Origin of the sequence: Candidatus Solirubrobacter pratensis, assembly GCF_000425945.1 — a bacterium.
Taxonomy (GTDB): Bacteria; Actinomycetota; Thermoleophilia; order Solirubrobacterales; family Solirubrobacteraceae; genus Solirubrobacter; species Solirubrobacter pratensis.
Genome location: NZ_AUEK01000010.1, coordinates 104,001 through 118,441, shown reverse-complemented (window position 1 = coordinate 118,441; position 14,441 = coordinate 104,001). Strand labels below are relative to the sequence as shown.

Below are 14,441 nucleotides of genomic sequence, written 5' to 3'. Positions count from 1 at the left end.
AGGAGGCGAGCCATGCGGCACGACATCGAGCTCGACGCCGAGGGAACGACCCTGAGGGGGTGGTTGTACGTGCCCGACGGTGCGCACGGCCCGGCGCCCACGGTGGTGATGTCGCATGGCTACTCCGCCGTGAAGGAGCTCTTCCTCGACGCGTTCGCGGAGGTGTTCGCCGAGGCGGGGATGTGCGCGCTGGTCTACGACAACCGGTGCCTGGGCGCGAGCGACGGCGAGCCGCGACAGGAGATCGACCCATGGGCGCAGGTGCGCGACTACCGGCACGCGATCACCTACGCGGGCACGCGCCCGGAGGTCGACCGCGACCGCATCGGCGTGTGGGGCTCCAGCTACAGCGGCGGGCATGTGCTCGTGGTCGGCGCGATCGACCGGCGCGTGAAGTGCGTCGTCGCGCAGGTCCCGCTGATCAGCGGGCACGAGAACGCGCGCCGGCTGGTGCGGGCCGACCTGCTGGCGCCGACGCGGGAGATGTTCGACGCCGACCGCGAGGCGCGGTACCGCGGCGAGCCGCCGGCGATGCTGCCGGTCGTCGCCCCCGAGGGCGAGCCGTGCGCGCTGCCGACGGCCGACTCCTATGAGTGGTTCACCACCAGCGGGGCGGAACGCGCGCCTTCGTGGCTGAACGAGTGCACGCTGCGCAGCGTGGAGATGTTCTGGGAGTACGAGCCCGGGACCTACCTGCCGTGGATCTCGCCGACGCCACTGCTGATGGTCGTCGCCGCGGGCGATCACCTGACGGTCTCGGACCTCGCGATCGGCGCGTTCGAGCAGGCCCGCGAGCCCAAGCGGCTGGAGCTCCTGCCCGGCGGGCACTTCGACGCGTACGTCGCGGACTTCGAGCGCTCCTCCGGCGCGGCGCGTGACTGGTTCGTGCAGCACCTCTTCCAGGAGCTGCTGGCCTACCACTGAGCGGGATCTCAGCCGGCGAGCCGGTCGAGGAACGCCGCCTGGGCCGGGTTGATGCGCTCGCGCGCCTCGTCCAGCGCGAACCAGGCGGCGCGATCGACCTCGGGGTACTCGCACATCCGGCCTGACCGGGGCGGCCACTCGACCGTGAACGTGTTCGAGCGGATCGCGTCCGCGTCGAGGTCGCCCTCCGCCGCCCAGGCCTGCACGGTCTTTCCGCCGCGCTGGCGGATCGCGCCGAGGTCGGTCAGCTCGCCCGGCGAGAGCGCCGTGCCGGTCTCCTCGGCGAACTCGCGCAGCGCGCACGCGAGCGCCTCCTCGGCGTCGTCGTGCTCGCCCTTCGGGATCGACCACGCGCCGAGGTCCTTCTTGGCCCAGAACGGGCCGCCCGGATGCACGAGCAGGACCTCGACGCCGGCGCCGGTGTCGCGGTGCAGGAGGATGCCGGCGCTGCGCTTGGCCATCCGGGAAGTGTCGCGGACCGCGCCTATGCCGGCTGACCGACGATCCAGACGCGCAGCCGCTCGCCCGCGAAGCCGGGCTCGGAGAACGACGTCACGGCGTACCGCCGGCCCGCGACCGCCGCATCGCCGCTCGACGGGAGCGAGGCCTTGGCCAGCGCGGGCGAAGAGGCGGCGACGTGGCCCGGGCGCCCGCGGACGACGATGCCCACGCCCGTCAGCCGGTGCACCAGCTTCACGTAGCCGATCGCATCCTGGATCGAGATCGTCATCCCTCGCCGCGACGGCCCGGCGACGACGAACCGGCCGCCGACGTCATTGACCACGCGGCCGCCGCGCACGACCCGCAGCCGCACGACGTGGTAGTGCGGCAGGAACAGCTGGCGCAGCAGCTCGGCGCGGTTTCCGCGCATCGCCGCGGCGTCGCGCGAGATCCGCCGCAGCGAGGCGTGCACCGGCGTCCCGCGCTGCTCGCCGGCGTACACGCGGCGCGCGACGCTCGCGTAGGCGTTCAGGCCCGCGTCGGACACCGCGGCCTGGTCCGATGGCGCCGCGCACGCGGTGAGGCCCGCCGCCGCGCCCAGCACGAAGAGGCTCGAAAGCGACATCTCCCCACTTGACCACCACAGGCTTGCACTAGGGTTGGGACCATGTTGCGGGTCGAGGAGGACGCCGTCCGCGCCACGGTCGCGGACCTGACCCGGGAGCTGGGCGCCGACCGCGTGCTGACCGGCACCGACGTCCTTCGCCAGCACGGCACCGACGAGTCCTGGCATCCGCCCGCCACGCCGGACGCGGTCGTGCTCCCGCGCGACACCGAGGACGCGGCCGCGATCGTGCGGGCGTGTCGCGACTACCACGTCCCGATCGTCCCGTTCGGCGCCGGCACCTCTCTCGAGGGCCACATCGCGGCACTGCAGGGCGGCATCTCGGTCGACATGCGCGAGCTGAACAAGATCCTGCGCGTCTCGGTCGAGGACATGGATGTGACCGTCCAGGCCGGCGTCAAGCGCCGGCAGCTCGACGAGCGGCTGCGGCCTGAAGGCGTCTTCTTCTCCGTCGACCCGGGCGCGGACGCGACCCTCGGCGGCATGATCGCCACCGGCGCCTCGGGGACGACCTCCGTCCGTTACGGGACGATGCGCGAGAACGTCCTCTCGCTCACGGTCGTCAACGCGAACGGCGACGTCGTGGTCACCCGCTCGCGCGCGCGCAAGTCGTCGGCGGGCTACGACCTGACGCGCCTGCTCATCGGCTCAGAGGGAACGCTGGCACTGATCATCGAGGCGACGCTGCGCCTCCAGCCGACGCCCGAGGCGATGAGCGCGGCGACGTGCGCGTTCGAGACGCTCGAGGGCGCCATCGACTGCGTGATCGCCGTGCTCGCCCACGGCATCCCGATCGCGCGCATCGAGCTGCTCGACGACGTCCAGATCGACGCCGTCAACCGCCACGCCGAGCTGCACCTCGCGGTCGCGCCGACGCTCTTCCTCGAGTTCCACGGCACGCCGCAGGAGGTCGAGTCGCAGGCCGAGGAGGTCCGCGAGATCGCCGCCGAGCACGGCGGGCCCGACTTCGCGTGGGCGTCCGACGAGGGCGAGCGGCGCCGGCTCTGGCGCGCCCGCCACGGCGCCTACGACGCCGCGCGGGCACTGCGCCCTGGCGCGCGGGGCTTCACGACCGACGCCTGCGTGCCGATCAGCAAGCTCGCCGAGTGCATCGCCGAGACCAAGCGCGACATCGACGACTCCGGGCTGATCGCCCCGATCGTCGGTCATGTCGGTGACGGGAACTTCCACCTCGCGATCCTCGTCGACCCCGACGATCCGGACGAGCTGCGCCGCGCCGTCGAGCTCAACGACCGGCTCGTGCGCCGCGCGATCGATCTGGGCGGCACATGCACGGGCGAGCACGGCGTCGGCTACGGCAAGGCGCCGTTCCTCGAGCTCGAGCACGGGCCTGCGGCGCTGGAGATGATGCGGGCGATCAAGCACGCGCTCGACCCCGACAACCTCTTCAACCCGGGCAAGATCATCCCCTGACGGACCACCCTCCGGAGTGATACAACTCGGTATCGGCGGTCATCCGAGGCCGAGAGGAGAGCAGTCGACGTGTGCCTGGCCATCCCCGGCCAGATCATGGAGGTCGTCGACGAGCCGAACCGGCTCGCCAGGGTGGACGTCGCGGGGGTTCGCCGGACGGTGAACATCGGCCTCCTCGATGAGGCCGGGCCCGGCGACTGGGTCCTGATCCACGTCGGCTTCGCGATCTCGCAGATCGACGAGGACGAGGCGAGGGCCACGCGCGAGCTGCTCGAGCGGATGGGCGCCGCGTACGAGCAGGAGCTCTCGGAGCTCGAGGCGAGCGTGATCGAATGAGCTGCGGCGCCGATCACTGCATCACGTGCGGTGACGACGGCGACCCGATGCGCGTGCTGCGGATCGACGCGGCGCGCGCACTCGCCCTGTGCGTCGACGACGACGGCGAGCACCACACGGTGGAGGTCGGGCTCGTCGACGCCGCGGTCGGCGACGAGGTGCTCGTGCACGCCGGCGTCGCGCTGGTGAACCTGAGGGCCGTCGCGTGAAGTTCGTCGACGAGTTCCGCGACGCCGGGCTGGGCCGTGCGCTCGCCGGCGAGATCCTCGCCGCGGTCGAGCCGGGCCGCCACTACAAGGTGATGGAGGTCTGCGGCGGCCACACCCACTCGATCTACAAGTACGGCGTCGACGACCTGCTGCCGGAGAACGTGGAGCTCGTCCACGGCCCGGGCTGCCCCGTGTGCGTGATCCCGATGGGGCGCGTCGACGACGGCATCGCGCTCGCGCGCCGGCCCGGCGTGATCTTCACCTGCTTCGGCGACATGATGCGCGTGCCCGGCTCCGACGGCTGCCTGCTCGACGCCAAGGCCGAGGGCGCCGACGTGCGGATGGTCTACTCGCCGCTGGACGCGCTGCGGATCGCGCGCGCGAACCCGGACCGCGAGGTGATCTTCTTCGCGATCGGCTTCGAGACGACGGCGCCGTCGACCGCGCTGACGCTCAAGCGCGCCAAGGCCGAGGGCCTACGGAACTTCTCCTGCGCGTGCAGCCACGTCACGATCGTGCCGCCGCTGCGGGCGCTGCTGGAGTCGCCCGACCTGCGGCTCGACGGCTTCATCGGGCCGGGGCACGTGAGCACGGTCGTCGGCGCGCGCCCGTTCGAGTTCATCCCCGCCGACTACGGCAAGCCGGTCGTCATCGCCGGCTTCGAGCCGCTGGACATCCTGCACGCGGTGCGGATGATCCTCGCGCAGCTGCGCGAAGGCCGCTGCGAGGTGGAGAACCAGTACACGCGCGTGGTGCCCTACGAGGGCAACGCGCGGGCGCTGGAGGTGATGGCCGAGGTGTTCGAGCTGCGGCCGCACTTCGAGTGGCGCGGGCTCGGGTTCATCAGCCACTCCGGACTGAAGCTGAGCGAGGCCTACGCGGACTTCGACGCCGAGAACCGCTTCCCGGTGCCCAACATCCGCGTCGCCGATCCCAAGGCGTGCCAGTGCGGCGAGGTGCTCAAGGGCGTGATCAAGCCGTTCGAGTGCAAGGTCTTCGGCACCGCGTGCACGCCGGAGCGGCCGATCGGGACGTGCATGGTGTCGTCCGAGGGCGCGTGCGCCGCCTATTACAACTACGGCCGGTTCGCTCGGGAGCGTGAGGTGGTGTGAGTAACGTCCCAAACGCTCTTTCTCAGCGAGAGGCGCGCATCCTGGGCATCATCGAGACCGCTCGGTCGAAGCCCGCGAAGTTCCGCGACGAGCGCATCACGATGGCCCACGGCGCCGGCGGCAAGGCCACGGCGCGGTTGATCGAGGGCCTGCTCGCCCCGGCCTTCGGGATGACGGCGCTCGACGATGCCGGCGCCGTCGACACCGACCTCGCGATCACCACCGACGCCTTCGTCGTCAAGCCACTGCGCTTCCCCGGCGGCTCGATCGGCGACCTCGCCGTCAACGGCACCGTCAACGACCTCGCGGTCGCGGGCGCGCGGCCGCTCGCGCTCAGCCTCTCGCTGATCCTCGAGGAGGGGCTCGACGCTGCGACGCTGGCCGCGGAGGTGGAGGCGATCGCCGCCGCCGCCCGCGAGGCATGCGTCACCATCGTCGCGGGCGACACGAAGGTCGTCGAGCGCGGGCACGCCGACGGCCTCTACGTCACGACGACCGGCATCGGGCGCCGCGACCCGCGCGCCACCCTCTCCCCCGCGTCGGCGCGACCCGGCGACCGGGTCCTGCTGTCGGGTGCGATCGGCGAGCACGGGACCGCGATCATGCTCGCGCGCGGCGAGTTCGAGCTCGACGCGGCGGTCGAGTCCGACACGCGCTCGCTGTGGCCGGACGTGGACGCGCTGCTCGGCGCCGCCGGCCCGCATCTGCGTTGCATGCGCGACGCCACGCGGGGCGGCGTCGCGTCGGTGCTCAACGAGCTGGCGCGCGCCTCCGGCGTGGCGATGCTGGTCAGGGAGGCCGCCGTGCCGGTCCGGCCGGCGGTCGCCGGCGCGTGCGAGCTCCTCGGCATCGACCCGATGCACGTCGCCAACGAGGGCGTCTTCGTGGCGATCGTGGCGCCGGAGGGCGCCGGGGCCGCACTCGCGGCGATGCCGGACGGCGTCGACGTCGGCGAGGTGCGGACCGAGCCTCCGGGGATGGTGCTCGTGGAGACGAGCTTCGGCGGCAAGCGCGTGATGGATCAGCTCGTCGGCGACCCGCTCCCACGGATCTGCTGATGCACGAGCTCTCGATCGCCGACTCGATCGTGCGCATCGCCTGCGCGCACGCGGCGGGCCGGCGCGTGGTCAAGGTCGAGCTGAAGGTCGGGCACCTGCGGCAGGTGGTGCCCGAGTCGCTGGCGTTCGCGTTCGAGCTGGTGGCGCAGGGCACGGCCGCCGAAGGCGCCGAGCTCGAGCTGGAGGACGTCCGCGCGGCCGGCCGCTGCCGCGGCTGCGGGGCCGAGAGCGAGCTGGACGGGTTCCCGCTGGCGTGCGCGCGCTGTGGAGGCCTAGACCTCGAGCTCCTCAGGGGCGAGGAGCTGCTGGTCGATTCCCTCGAGCTGGAAGAGATGGGAGTGATGAGCCGTGGCGACTGAGCCGAAGTCCCCCGCCGTCGAAGAGGTCCACATCCTCTGGATCTCGGAGGGCATGAGCTGCGACGGCGACTCGGTCTCTGTCACGGCCGCCGGCCAGCCGGGCATCGAGGACGTGCTGCTCGGCGCGATCCCCGGCATCCCGAAGGTCCACCTGCACAACAAGGTGCTCTCCCCGACGCTCGGCGGCGAGGAGTTCCTGACGCCGTTCCGCGCCGCCGCGCGCGGCGAGCTCGACGCGCCGTTCGTGCTCGTGATCGAGGGCTCGATCCCGAACGAGAGGATCAACGGCGACGGCTACTGGACGTCGTTCGGCAACGACGAGGCGACCGGCGAGCCGCTGACGCTCAACTGGTGGATCGACCAGCTCGCCCCGAAGGCGTGGGGCGTCGTCGCGATCGGCACCTGCGCGACCTACGGCGGCATCCACGCGATGGCCGGCAACCCGACCGGCTGCATGGGCCTCGCCGACTACCTCGGCTGGGACTTCCGCTCCGCCGGCGACCTGCCGATCGTCAACGTCCCCGGCTGCCCGGTCCAGCCGGAGAACTTCATGGAGACGCTCGTGTGGCTGCTCTACCAGGCGGCCGGGCTTGCGCCGGTGATCCCGCTCGACGAGCAGCTGCGGCCCCAGTGGCTGTTCGGCAAGACGGTGCACGAGGGCTGCGATCGCGCGGGCTACTACGAGCAGGGGGACTTCGCGGAGGACTACAACTCGCCCAAGTGCCTCGTGAAGGTCGGCTGCTGGGGCCCGGTGGTCAACTGCAACGTGCCCAAGCGCGGGTGGATGGCCGGCATCGGCGGCTGCCCGAACGTCGGCGGCATCTGCATCGGCTGCACGATGCCCGGCTTCCCCGACAAGTTCATGCCGTTCATGGACGCGCCGCCCGGCGGCGGCGTGTCGTCGACGCTGGTCGGCTCCTACGGTGCGGTCGTCCGCCGGCTGCGGTCGATGACCAACCGGACGGTCAACAAGGAGCCCAAGTGGCGCCACGACGGGGAAGAGCTCACGACCGGCTACCAGCCGCGCTGGGGCAACTAGAGAGGAGGCCGCGATGGCGACGCGCGAACGGGTGACGCCCGAGGCAGGCAAGGTCGTCGACATGGCCTGGGATCCGATCACCAGGATCGTCGGCAACCTCGGCATCTACACGAAGATCGACTTCGACAACCGCGACGTGGTCAGCTGCAAGGCCACGTCGTCGCTGTTCCGCGGCTACAGCGTGTTCATGAAGGGCAAGGACCCGCGCGACGCCCATTTCATCACGAGCCGCATCTGCGGCATCTGCGGCGACAACCACGCGGTCTGCTCGTGCTACGCGCAGCAGATGGCCTACGGCGTCAAGCCGCCGCCGCTGGCGGAGTGGATCGTCAACCTCGGCGAGGCGGCCGAGTACATCTTCGACCACATCATCTTCCAGGACAACCTGGTGTTCGTGGACTTCTGCGAGCAGATGGTCAAGGAGACCAACCCCTCGCTGATGTCGCGCGCCGAGTCCACCGCGGCGCCCGGGGTGGACACGCACGGCTACCGCACGATCGCCGACATCATGCGCTCGTACAACCCGTTCACGGGCGAGACGTACCGCGAGGCGCTGCAGATGAGCCGCATCGGGCGCGAGATGATCTGCCTGATGGAGGGCCGCCATGTGCACCCCTCCACGATCTACCCCGGCGGCGTGGGCACGGTCGCGACCCCGACCCTGCTCACCGACTACCTGAGCCGGCTGCTGCGCTGCCTGGACTTCATCAAGAAGGCCGTCGCGATGAACGACGACGTCTTCGACTTCTTCTACGAGGCGCTGCCGGGCTACGAGGAGGTCGGGCGCCGGCGCATCCTGCTCGGCTGCTGGGGCGCGTTCAACAACCCCGATCACGTCGACTACTCCTACCAGAACATGGACCACTGGGGAAACGAGATGTTCGTCACCCCCGGCGTCGTTGTCGACGGCGAGCTGGTGACGACGAACCTCGTCGACATCAACCTCGGCATCCGCATCCTGCTCGGCAGCTCGTACTACCAGGACTGGGTCGGCGAGGAGACCTTCGTCGAGCGCGACCCGCTCGGCAATCCCGTCGACAAGCGCCACCCGTGGAACCAGACGACGATCCCGAAGCCGCAGAAGCGCGACCTCGAGGGCGGCAACTACTCGTGGGTGATGAGCCCGCGCTGGTACGACCGGCGCACGGGCGACAACCTGGCGCTGGACACCGGCGGCGGCGCGCTCGCGCGGCTTTGGGTGACGGCGCTGGCGAACAAGGTCCACACGCCGTACGTGTCGGCGACCGGATCGAGCGTGCAGATCCACCTGCCCAAGACGCCCGACACCCCCGCGGCCGACCTCGAGTGGCGGATCCCGCAGTGGTCGAACGCGATCGAGCGCGACCGCGCGCGGATCTACTTCGTCGCCTACGCGGCCGGCATGGCGCTGCACTTCCTCGACCGCGCGTTCGACGAGGTCCGCAACGGGCGGACGAAGACGTTCGAGGACTTCGACGTCCCCGACGAGGCGATCGGCTGCGGCTTCCACGAGGCGGTGCGCGGCGTGCTCTCGCACCACCTCGTCATCCGCGACGGCAAGATCGCGAACTACCACCCGTATCCGCCGACGCCGTGGAACGGCAGCCCGACCGACTCCTACGGGACGCCCGGCCCCTACGAGGACGCCTGCAACGGCATGCCGATCTTCGAGGAGAACGGACAGGACGAGTTCCGCGGGATCGACATCATGCGCGCGGTCCGCAGCTTCGACCCGTGCCTGCCGTGCGGCGTCCACATGTACCTCGGCAAGGGGAAGACGCTGCGGCAGGTGCACTCCCCGATGTTCGGCGAGCATGGATAGCCGGATCGCCCGCATCGAGCAGCTGCTCGACGAGGTCGAGGCGCTCGACCCGCACGGCCGCGACACGGCGACCGAGCTCGTGCAGGCGGTGCTCGACCTACACGGCGAGGGGCTCGCACGGATCCTCGAGCGCTGCGGCGACCCGCCCGTCGAGGACGAGCTGGTCGCCCACGTGCTGCTCCTGCACGGCCTGCATCCCGTGCCGCTCGAGCGGCGCGTGCACGGCGCGCTGGACGAGGTGCGCCCGTACCTCGTGGCGCACGGCGGCGGCGTGGAGCTGCTCGCGATCGACGAAGGCGTCGTGCGGCTGCGGCTGCTCGGCGCCTGCCACGGCTGCCCCTCCTCGGCGCTGACGCTCAAGCACGCCGTGGAGGAGGCGATCCAGCGCGCGGCGCCCGACGTCGAGCGCATCGAGGCGGAAGGCGAGCCCGAGCCCGGGCTCCTGCAGATCGAGATCGCATGCCCGGTGCCGCCGGTGGGCTGATGCGCCTCGCGCGGCGCCCGGCCCCCGAGGCGCAGGAGCGGTGCGAGCTGTGCGGGGCGCCGATCGGCGCCGAGCACCGCCATGTCCTGGAGGTCGAGAGCCGCAACGTGCTGTGCGCGTGCCGGCCGTGCTCGATCCTCTTCGACCGCGGCGACGGGCGCCTGCGGTTGATCGGCGACCGGCGGGTCGCGGTCGACCTCCAGGTCACCGACGTGATGTGGGAGCAGCTGCGGCTGCCGGTCGACGTCGCGTTCTTCGTCAACCGCAAGGCGTACTACCCGAGCCCGATGGGGCCGACCGAGTCGCTGCTGACCCTCGAGGCCTGGAACGAGCTCGAGCAGGCCAACCCGATCCTGCGCACGCTGGCGCCCGACGTCGAGGCGCTGCTGGTCAACCGCGTGCGCGGCGCGCGGCAGGCCTGGATCGTCCCGATCGACGAGTGCTACGCGCTCGTCGGGCTGATCCGAACGCACTGGCGCGGGTTCACCGGCGGCGCCGAGGTCTGGCGGCAGCTCGCCCAGTTCTACGAACGGCTCGACCGGAGGTGTCGATGAAGATCAAGATGGACCTGCCGGCGCACGTGAAGGGCACGTCGTCGGGCAACTCGAAGGGCAGCTACGAGCGCCAGGCGGGACACAACCCGGACGGCACGTCGACCGCCGAGCGCTCGACCGGGATCAACCCGCAGGGCGCCCAGCCGATCGACCCGCGGATGCCGAACCTGTCGCCCGGATGATCCCGGAGCTGTCGTTCGCCGTCGTCGACGCCGCGCGGCTGGAGTACGCGGCCGTGCCGACCCTGCGCTTCACGCTGCGCGTGACCAGCTCCGCGCCGGTGCGGTCGCTCCTGCTCGACGCCCAGGTGCAGATCGCGGCACGCCGGCGCGCGTACGACACGGACGCGCACGACCGGCTGTTCGAGCTCTTCGGCGCGCCGGCCGACTGGGGGACGACGCTGCGGACCCTGCTCTGGACGCGGACCACGCTCGTCGTCCCGCCGTTCTCGGAGGAGACCGAGGTCGAGCTGCCCGTCGCCTGCAGCTACGACCTCGAGGTCGCCGCCTCGCGCTACCTCGACGCGCTCCAGGACGGCACGGTGCCGCTCGAGTTCCTCTTCAGCGGCAGCGTCTTCTACGGCGGTGAGGACGGGCGCCTGCAGACCGCGCGGCTGTCGTGGGAGAGCGAGGCGGAGTACGCGCTGCCCGTGCGCGTGTGGCGCGAGACGATGGAGCGCTACTTCCGCGGCACCGCCTGGCTGCGGCTGCGCAAGGAGAGCTTCGACCGCCTGTCGGCGTACAAGTCACGCAACGCGCTCGCGACCTGGGACGACGCGGTGGAGGCGCTGCTCGGATGACCGATCCGGTACGCGCGATCGCCGACGCCGTCCTCTACGAGGGCTACGTGCTGTGGCCATACCGGCGCTCGGCGCTGAAGAACCGGCGCCGCTGGACCTGGGGCGGCGTCTTCCCGCCCGCCTGGACCGCCGCGCACCCGGATGACCCCTGCGTGATGCAGACACAGGTCGAGTGCTCGGACCCGGGGGCGGTCGAGGTCACGGTGCGCTTCCTGCAGGTCGTGCCCCGCGACGACGAGTGGGAGGACGCCGTCGAGCGCTCAGTCGGGCCCGGCGAGATCGACGGGCTCGGGCGTGTGGAGGTGACGGCCGACGGCTCCCGGCTCACGGTGATCGTGCGCAACACCTCGGACTGGGCCAGCTCGTCGCGCGAGGAGGCGCTGCGGCACTCGCTCTGCTCGACGCAGACGATCCTGCGCGGCGCGCGCTTCGTGTCGGCGACCGAGGCCGAGGGCTGCGAGAACGTCGGCACCTGGCCGGTGCTGGTCGGCGAGGACGCGATGCTCTCGTCGCCGATCATCCTCGAGGACCATCCGCGGATCGCCCCCGAGAGCCCCGGCGACCTCTTCGACGGCGGCGAGATCGACGGGCTGCTCGCGCTCAACATCCTTGCCCTGACCGACGCGGAGAAAGCGGAGATGCGCGCATCCGACCCGCGCACGCGGGAGATCCTCGAGCGCACCGAGGCGCTCAGCCCCCAGCAGCTGCTGCGGTTGTCCGGCTACAGGATGCAGCGATGACGCCGGCGACCGGAACCCGCGTGCGGCTGCGGCCGCGTCCCGGAGGCGATGTCTGGGACATCGCGCTCGCGGGGCGGACGGCGGTCGTGCAGGCGGTCGAGGAGACGCTCGAGGGCGAGCTGCTGCTCGCCGTCGTGGTCGAGGGCGACCCCGGCGGCGACCTGCCCGGGCACCGCTTCTTCTTCTCGCCGGCCGAGGTCGAGCCGCTGCGCGTGCTGATCGCCGGGATCGGCAACGTGTTCCTCGGCGACGACGGCTTCGGCGTGACGCTCGCCCAGCGCCTGGCACGACGCGAGCTGCCGGAGGGCGTCGACATCGTCGACTACGGCATCCGCGGCATGGACCTCGCGTACGCGCTGGCCGACTACGACGCGGTGATCCTGCTCGACGCCGCCCCGCGCGGCGGCACGCCCGGGACGCTGTACGTGATCGAGCCCGAGATCGAGGCGATCGAGCCGGTCATGGACGCGCACGGGATGGACCCCGTGAAGGTGCTCGGCCTCTCCCGCGCGCTCGGCAGCGCGCCGCCCCGGGCGCTCGTGCTCGGCTGCGAGCCGCTCACGCGCATGAGCGGCGACGAGGACGAGGTCGTGGCCGAGCTGACGGCCCCGGTCGAGGCGGCGCTCGACGAGGCCGAGCGGCTCGTGGAGTCGCTGCTGGAGGAAGTCATGAGAGGAGATCCGCGATGAAGCGCCTGATGGCCCTGCTGATCCTGCTCGCCGCCGGAGCGCTGGCGGCCGCCGAGTACCCGGACATCCGCCGCTATCTCAAGATGCGGTCGATGTAGATGCACCGGGTGAAGGTCAAGGTCGTCGAGGACGCGCTCGACGCCAACGAGACGATCGCGCGCGCCAACCGCGACGACTTCGATCGCGCGGGCGTGACCGTCGTGAACTTCATGGGTGCGCCCGGCGCGGGCAAGACCGCCTTGCTGGAGCGGGTGATCGGGGAGCTGGGCGTGTCCGCGGGCGTGCTCGAAGGCGACGTGCAGGGGTCGCTGGACGCCGACCGGCTCGCGTCGCTGCACGTGCCGGTCGTGCAGCTGCAGACCAGCCAGGGCTTCGGCGGCGAGTGCCATCTGGACGCGAACATGGTCCGCTCGGCGCTGCCCTCGCTGCAGCTCGACCCGCTCGACCTGCTGGTGATCGAGAACGTCGGCAACCTCGTGTGCCCGGCGGAGTTCCGCGTCGGCGAGGACGCGCGCGTGATGGTGTCCTCGGTCACCGAGGGCGAGGACAAGCCGCTGAAGTACCCGCTGATGTTCCGCGCGTGCGAGCTGGTCGTGCTGAACAAGATCGACCTGCTGCCGTACGTCGACTTCGACGTGGAGAAGTTCCTCGCGCGGCTGGAGACGGTGCACCCGGGCGTCGCGTGCCTGCAGGTGAGCGCGCGCACCGGCGAGGGAATGGAGGCGTGGCGCGAGTGGCTGGCGCGGCTGCCCGGCCGGCGCATGGTCTCGGCTTGACGGCGGCGCTCGCCGAGCGTACGCGCGCGAACGCCGAGTTCTTCGCCGCCGAGGCCGAGCGGCTCGCGCGGCTGTGCGACGAGATGGCGGTGCGGTTCCTGGCCGGCGGGCGGCTGCTCGCCTCCGGGACGGGCGGGGCGGCGCGGTCGGACGCGCACCACGTCGCGGTCGAGTTCGTCCACCCGGTGATCGTGGGAAAGCGCGCCCTGCCGGCGCTCGCGGTCGAGAACCTGGCCGCCGAGGCGGAGCCCGGCGACATCGTGATCGCGTTCGACGGCGACGCGTCGGTCGCGCGCGAGCGCGGCTGCCTGATGATCGAGGGCTTCGCGCCCCCCTCCGCGGACGCGCTCGTCCGCCAGGAGCTGATGGAGACGCTCTACCACGTGCTGTGGGAGCTCGTGCACGTGTTCATCGAGCACCGCGAGCGGCGCGGGCACGACGCGGGCGCGTCGAGCTTCCTCTACCCGTTCCTGGGCGCCGGGCAGCAGTCGCTGGAGTCGGTCACCGAGGACGTCCGCCGGTCGGTGCTCGACAAGGCCCGGGAGACGGCCGCGCTGCGCGAGCAGACGCTGACCGAGAACGCCGAGGCGCTTGCGGGCGCCGCCGATGCGCTGCGCAGGAGCGGGCGCGTGCTGGCGCTCGGCAACGGGGGGTCGGCGACCGATGCGATGGACGTCGTGGCGGACCTGCGGGCGCGCGGGCGCCGTGCGCTGGACCTCACGGCCGACTCCGCGGTGCTGACCGCGATCGCCAACGACATCGGCGTCGAGGCGATCTTCGCCCGCCAGGTGATCGCCTACGGGCGGGCCGACGACGCGCTGCTGACGCTGTCGACGTCGGGCAACTCGGAGAACGCGATAGCGGCGCTGCGCGAGGCGCGGCGGCGCGGCATGGCGACGATCGCGCTGGTCGGCTACGGCGGCGGGCGGATCGCGGCCGAGTCGCTCGCCGACTTCGTCGTGGTGACCCGGTCGGAGCACATCCCTCGGATCCAGGAGGCGCAGGCGAGCGCGTATCACGTGCTGGTGGAGGCGCTGTGACGCGGGTGCCGCCGGCCCGCC

General features: G+C 71.8%; 20 protein-coding genes. 18 read left to right on the top strand and 2 right to left on the bottom strand.

What is annotated here, in order from left to right; genetic code table 11:
• Positions 1-12: 12 nt before the first annotated feature.
• Positions 13-924: an alpha/beta hydrolase gene (locus tag H958_RS0116100; RefSeq protein ID WP_028059425.1), complete on the top strand. Its 912-nt coding sequence runs from the start codon at positions 13-15 to the stop codon at positions 922-924.
• Between the two features lie 8 nt (positions 925-932).
• Here the strand turns inward: H958_RS0116100 and H958_RS0116095 are convergent, their stop codons facing one another.
• Entirely contained in the window at positions 933-1,385 is a 453-nt protein-coding gene (locus H958_RS0116095) for an NUDIX domain-containing protein (RefSeq protein WP_028059424.1), read from the bottom strand.
• 23 nt (positions 1,386-1,408) lie between these two features.
• Positions 1,409-1,990: a hypothetical protein gene (locus tag H958_RS0116090; protein ID WP_028059423.1), complete on the bottom strand. Its 582-nt coding sequence runs from the start codon at positions 1,988-1,990 to the stop codon at positions 1,409-1,411.
• 42 nt (positions 1,991-2,032) lie between these two features.
• Between H958_RS0116090 and H958_RS0116085 the strand changes: the two genes are divergently transcribed.
• The 17 genes from H958_RS0116085 to H958_RS0116005 all read left to right on the top strand — a co-directional run bounded on the left by H958_RS0116085 (position 2,033) and on the right by H958_RS0116005 (position 14,420).
• Entirely contained in the window at positions 2,033-3,424 is a 1,392-nt protein-coding gene (locus H958_RS0116085) for an FAD-binding oxidoreductase (RefSeq protein ID WP_051324353.1), read from the top strand.
• A 69-nt stretch (positions 3,425-3,493) separates the two neighbouring features.
• Positions 3,494-3,760, top strand: coding sequence for a HypC/HybG/HupF family hydrogenase formation chaperone (locus H958_RS0116080; RefSeq protein WP_028059421.1), 267 nt, complete (start codon positions 3,494-3,496; stop codon positions 3,758-3,760).
• A complete protein-coding gene (locus H958_RS0116075; RefSeq protein ID WP_028059420.1) occupies positions 3,757-3,969 on the top strand; it encodes a HypC/HybG/HupF family hydrogenase formation chaperone in 213 nt (70 codons plus the stop codon). The genes H958_RS0116080 and H958_RS0116075 overlap by 4 nt, the downstream gene beginning before the upstream one ends.
• The gene (gene hypD, locus H958_RS0116070) at positions 3,966-5,081 is read left to right on the top strand and encodes a hydrogenase formation protein HypD (protein ID WP_028059419.1); all 1,116 of its coding nucleotides are present in this window, start codon (positions 3,966-3,968) and stop codon (positions 5,079-5,081) included. The genes H958_RS0116075 and hypD overlap by 4 nt, the downstream gene beginning before the upstream one ends.
• Positions 5,078-6,139 (top strand): hydrogenase expression/formation protein HypE, encoded by a 1,062-nt coding sequence (gene hypE / locus H958_RS0116065; RefSeq protein WP_231379265.1) that lies wholly within the window; start codon positions 5,078-5,080, stop codon positions 6,137-6,139. The genes hypD and hypE overlap by 4 nt, the downstream gene beginning before the upstream one ends.
• A complete protein-coding gene (locus H958_RS0116060; RefSeq protein ID WP_028059417.1) occupies positions 6,139-6,498 on the top strand; it encodes a hydrogenase maturation nickel metallochaperone HypA/HybF in 360 nt (119 codons plus the stop codon). The genes hypE and H958_RS0116060 overlap by 1 nt, the downstream gene beginning before the upstream one ends.
• Positions 6,499-6,550: 52 nt before the next feature.
• Complete coding sequence (locus H958_RS0116055) at positions 6,551-7,537, top strand: NADH-quinone oxidoreductase subunit B family protein (protein ID WP_081685974.1); 987 nt, start codon at positions 6,551-6,553, stop codon at positions 7,535-7,537.
• Between the two features lie 13 nt (positions 7,538-7,550).
• Entirely contained in the window at positions 7,551-9,338 is a 1,788-nt protein-coding gene (locus H958_RS0116050; RefSeq protein WP_051324351.1) for a nickel-dependent hydrogenase large subunit, read from the top strand.
• Positions 9,331-9,822 carry a NifU family protein gene (locus tag H958_RS37795; protein ID WP_051324350.1) on the top strand — a complete coding sequence of 164 codons (492 nt, stop codon included), beginning with the start codon at positions 9,331-9,333 and terminating at the stop codon, positions 9,820-9,822. The genes H958_RS0116050 and H958_RS37795 overlap by 8 nt, the downstream gene beginning before the upstream one ends.
• Positions 9,798-10,376: a DUF5947 family protein gene (locus H958_RS0116040; protein WP_028059414.1), complete on the top strand. Its 579-nt coding sequence runs from the start codon at positions 9,798-9,800 to the stop codon at positions 10,374-10,376. Before H958_RS37795 ends, H958_RS0116040 begins: the two co-directional genes overlap by 25 nt.
• A complete protein-coding gene (locus H958_RS47590) occupies positions 10,373-10,558 on the top strand; it encodes a hypothetical protein (RefSeq protein WP_051324349.1) in 186 nt (61 codons plus the stop codon). The genes H958_RS0116040 and H958_RS47590 overlap by 4 nt, the downstream gene beginning before the upstream one ends.
• On the top strand, positions 10,555-11,175 hold the full coding sequence (locus H958_RS0116030; protein WP_196807388.1) for a DUF6084 family protein: 621 nt from the start codon (positions 10,555-10,557) through the stop codon (positions 11,173-11,175). Before H958_RS47590 ends, H958_RS0116030 begins: the two co-directional genes overlap by 4 nt.
• Positions 11,172-11,915 carry a hypothetical protein gene (locus H958_RS0116025; protein ID WP_051324348.1) on the top strand — a complete coding sequence of 248 codons (744 nt, stop codon included), beginning with the start codon at positions 11,172-11,174 and terminating at the stop codon, positions 11,913-11,915. Before H958_RS0116030 ends, H958_RS0116025 begins: the two co-directional genes overlap by 4 nt.
• Positions 11,912-12,604 carry a hydrogenase maturation protease gene (locus H958_RS0116020; RefSeq protein WP_081685946.1) on the top strand — a complete coding sequence of 231 codons (693 nt, stop codon included), beginning with the start codon at positions 11,912-11,914 and terminating at the stop codon, positions 12,602-12,604. The genes H958_RS0116025 and H958_RS0116020 overlap by 4 nt, the downstream gene beginning before the upstream one ends.
• Positions 12,601-12,702 carry a DUF6893 family small protein gene (locus H958_RS49085; protein WP_407641155.1) on the top strand — a complete coding sequence of 34 codons (102 nt, stop codon included), beginning with the start codon at positions 12,601-12,603 and terminating at the stop codon, positions 12,700-12,702. The genes H958_RS0116020 and H958_RS49085 overlap by 4 nt, the downstream gene beginning before the upstream one ends.
• Positions 12,703-13,380, top strand: coding sequence for a hydrogenase nickel incorporation protein HypB (gene hypB / locus H958_RS37790; protein WP_051324347.1), 678 nt, complete (start codon positions 12,703-12,705; stop codon positions 13,378-13,380).
• On the top strand, positions 13,377-14,420 hold the full coding sequence (locus H958_RS0116005) for a D-sedoheptulose-7-phosphate isomerase (RefSeq protein ID WP_028059409.1): 1,044 nt from the start codon (positions 13,377-13,379) through the stop codon (positions 14,418-14,420). The genes hypB and H958_RS0116005 overlap by 4 nt, the downstream gene beginning before the upstream one ends.
• Positions 14,421-14,441: the final 21 nt, after the last annotated feature.

Bases quoted from the DNA above. Each gene is read 5' to 3' on its own strand.
- hypB (WP_051324347.1), top strand. From the start codon at position 12,703: ATGCACCGGGTGAAGGTCAAGGTCGTCGAGGACGCGCTCGACGCCAAC.
- H958_RS0116060 (WP_028059417.1), top strand. From the start codon at position 6,139: ATGCACGAGCTCTCGATCGCCGACTCGATCGTGCGCATCGCCTGCGCG.
- H958_RS0116040 (WP_028059414.1), top strand. From the start codon at position 9,798: ATGCCCGGTGCCGCCGGTGGGCTGATGCGCCTCGCGCGGCGCCCGGCC.
- H958_RS47590 (WP_051324349.1), top strand. From the start codon at position 10,373: ATGAAGATCAAGATGGACCTGCCGGCGCACGTGAAGGGCACGTCGTCG.
- H958_RS0116095 (WP_028059424.1), bottom strand. From the start codon at position 1,385: ATGGCCAAGCGCAGCGCCGGCATCCTCCTGCACCGCGACACCGGCGCC.
- H958_RS0116020 (WP_081685946.1), top strand. From the start codon at position 11,912: ATGACGCCGGCGACCGGAACCCGCGTGCGGCTGCGGCCGCGTCCCGGA.
- H958_RS0116075 (WP_028059420.1), top strand. From the start codon at position 3,757: ATGAGCTGCGGCGCCGATCACTGCATCACGTGCGGTGACGACGGCGAC.
- H958_RS49085 (WP_407641155.1), top strand. From the start codon at position 12,601: ATGAAGCGCCTGATGGCCCTGCTGATCCTGCTCGCCGCCGGAGCGCTG.
- H958_RS0116055 (WP_081685974.1), top strand. From the start codon at position 6,551: ATGAGCTGCGACGGCGACTCGGTCTCTGTCACGGCCGCCGGCCAGCCG.
- H958_RS0116025 (WP_051324348.1), top strand. From the start codon at position 11,172: ATGACCGATCCGGTACGCGCGATCGCCGACGCCGTCCTCTACGAGGGC.
- H958_RS0116100 (WP_028059425.1), top strand. From the start codon at position 13: ATGCGGCACGACATCGAGCTCGACGCCGAGGGAACGACCCTGAGGGGG.
- H958_RS0116050 (WP_051324351.1), top strand. From the start codon at position 7,551: ATGGCGACGCGCGAACGGGTGACGCCCGAGGCAGGCAAGGTCGTCGAC.
- H958_RS0116090 (WP_028059423.1), bottom strand. From the start codon at position 1,990: ATGTCGCTTTCGAGCCTCTTCGTGCTGGGCGCGGCGGCGGGCCTCACC.
- H958_RS0116030 (WP_196807388.1), top strand. From the start codon at position 10,555: ATGATCCCGGAGCTGTCGTTCGCCGTCGTCGACGCCGCGCGGCTGGAG.
- H958_RS37795 (WP_051324350.1), top strand. From the start codon at position 9,331: ATGGATAGCCGGATCGCCCGCATCGAGCAGCTGCTCGACGAGGTCGAG.
- H958_RS0116085 (WP_051324353.1), top strand. From the start codon at position 2,033: ATGTTGCGGGTCGAGGAGGACGCCGTCCGCGCCACGGTCGCGGACCTG.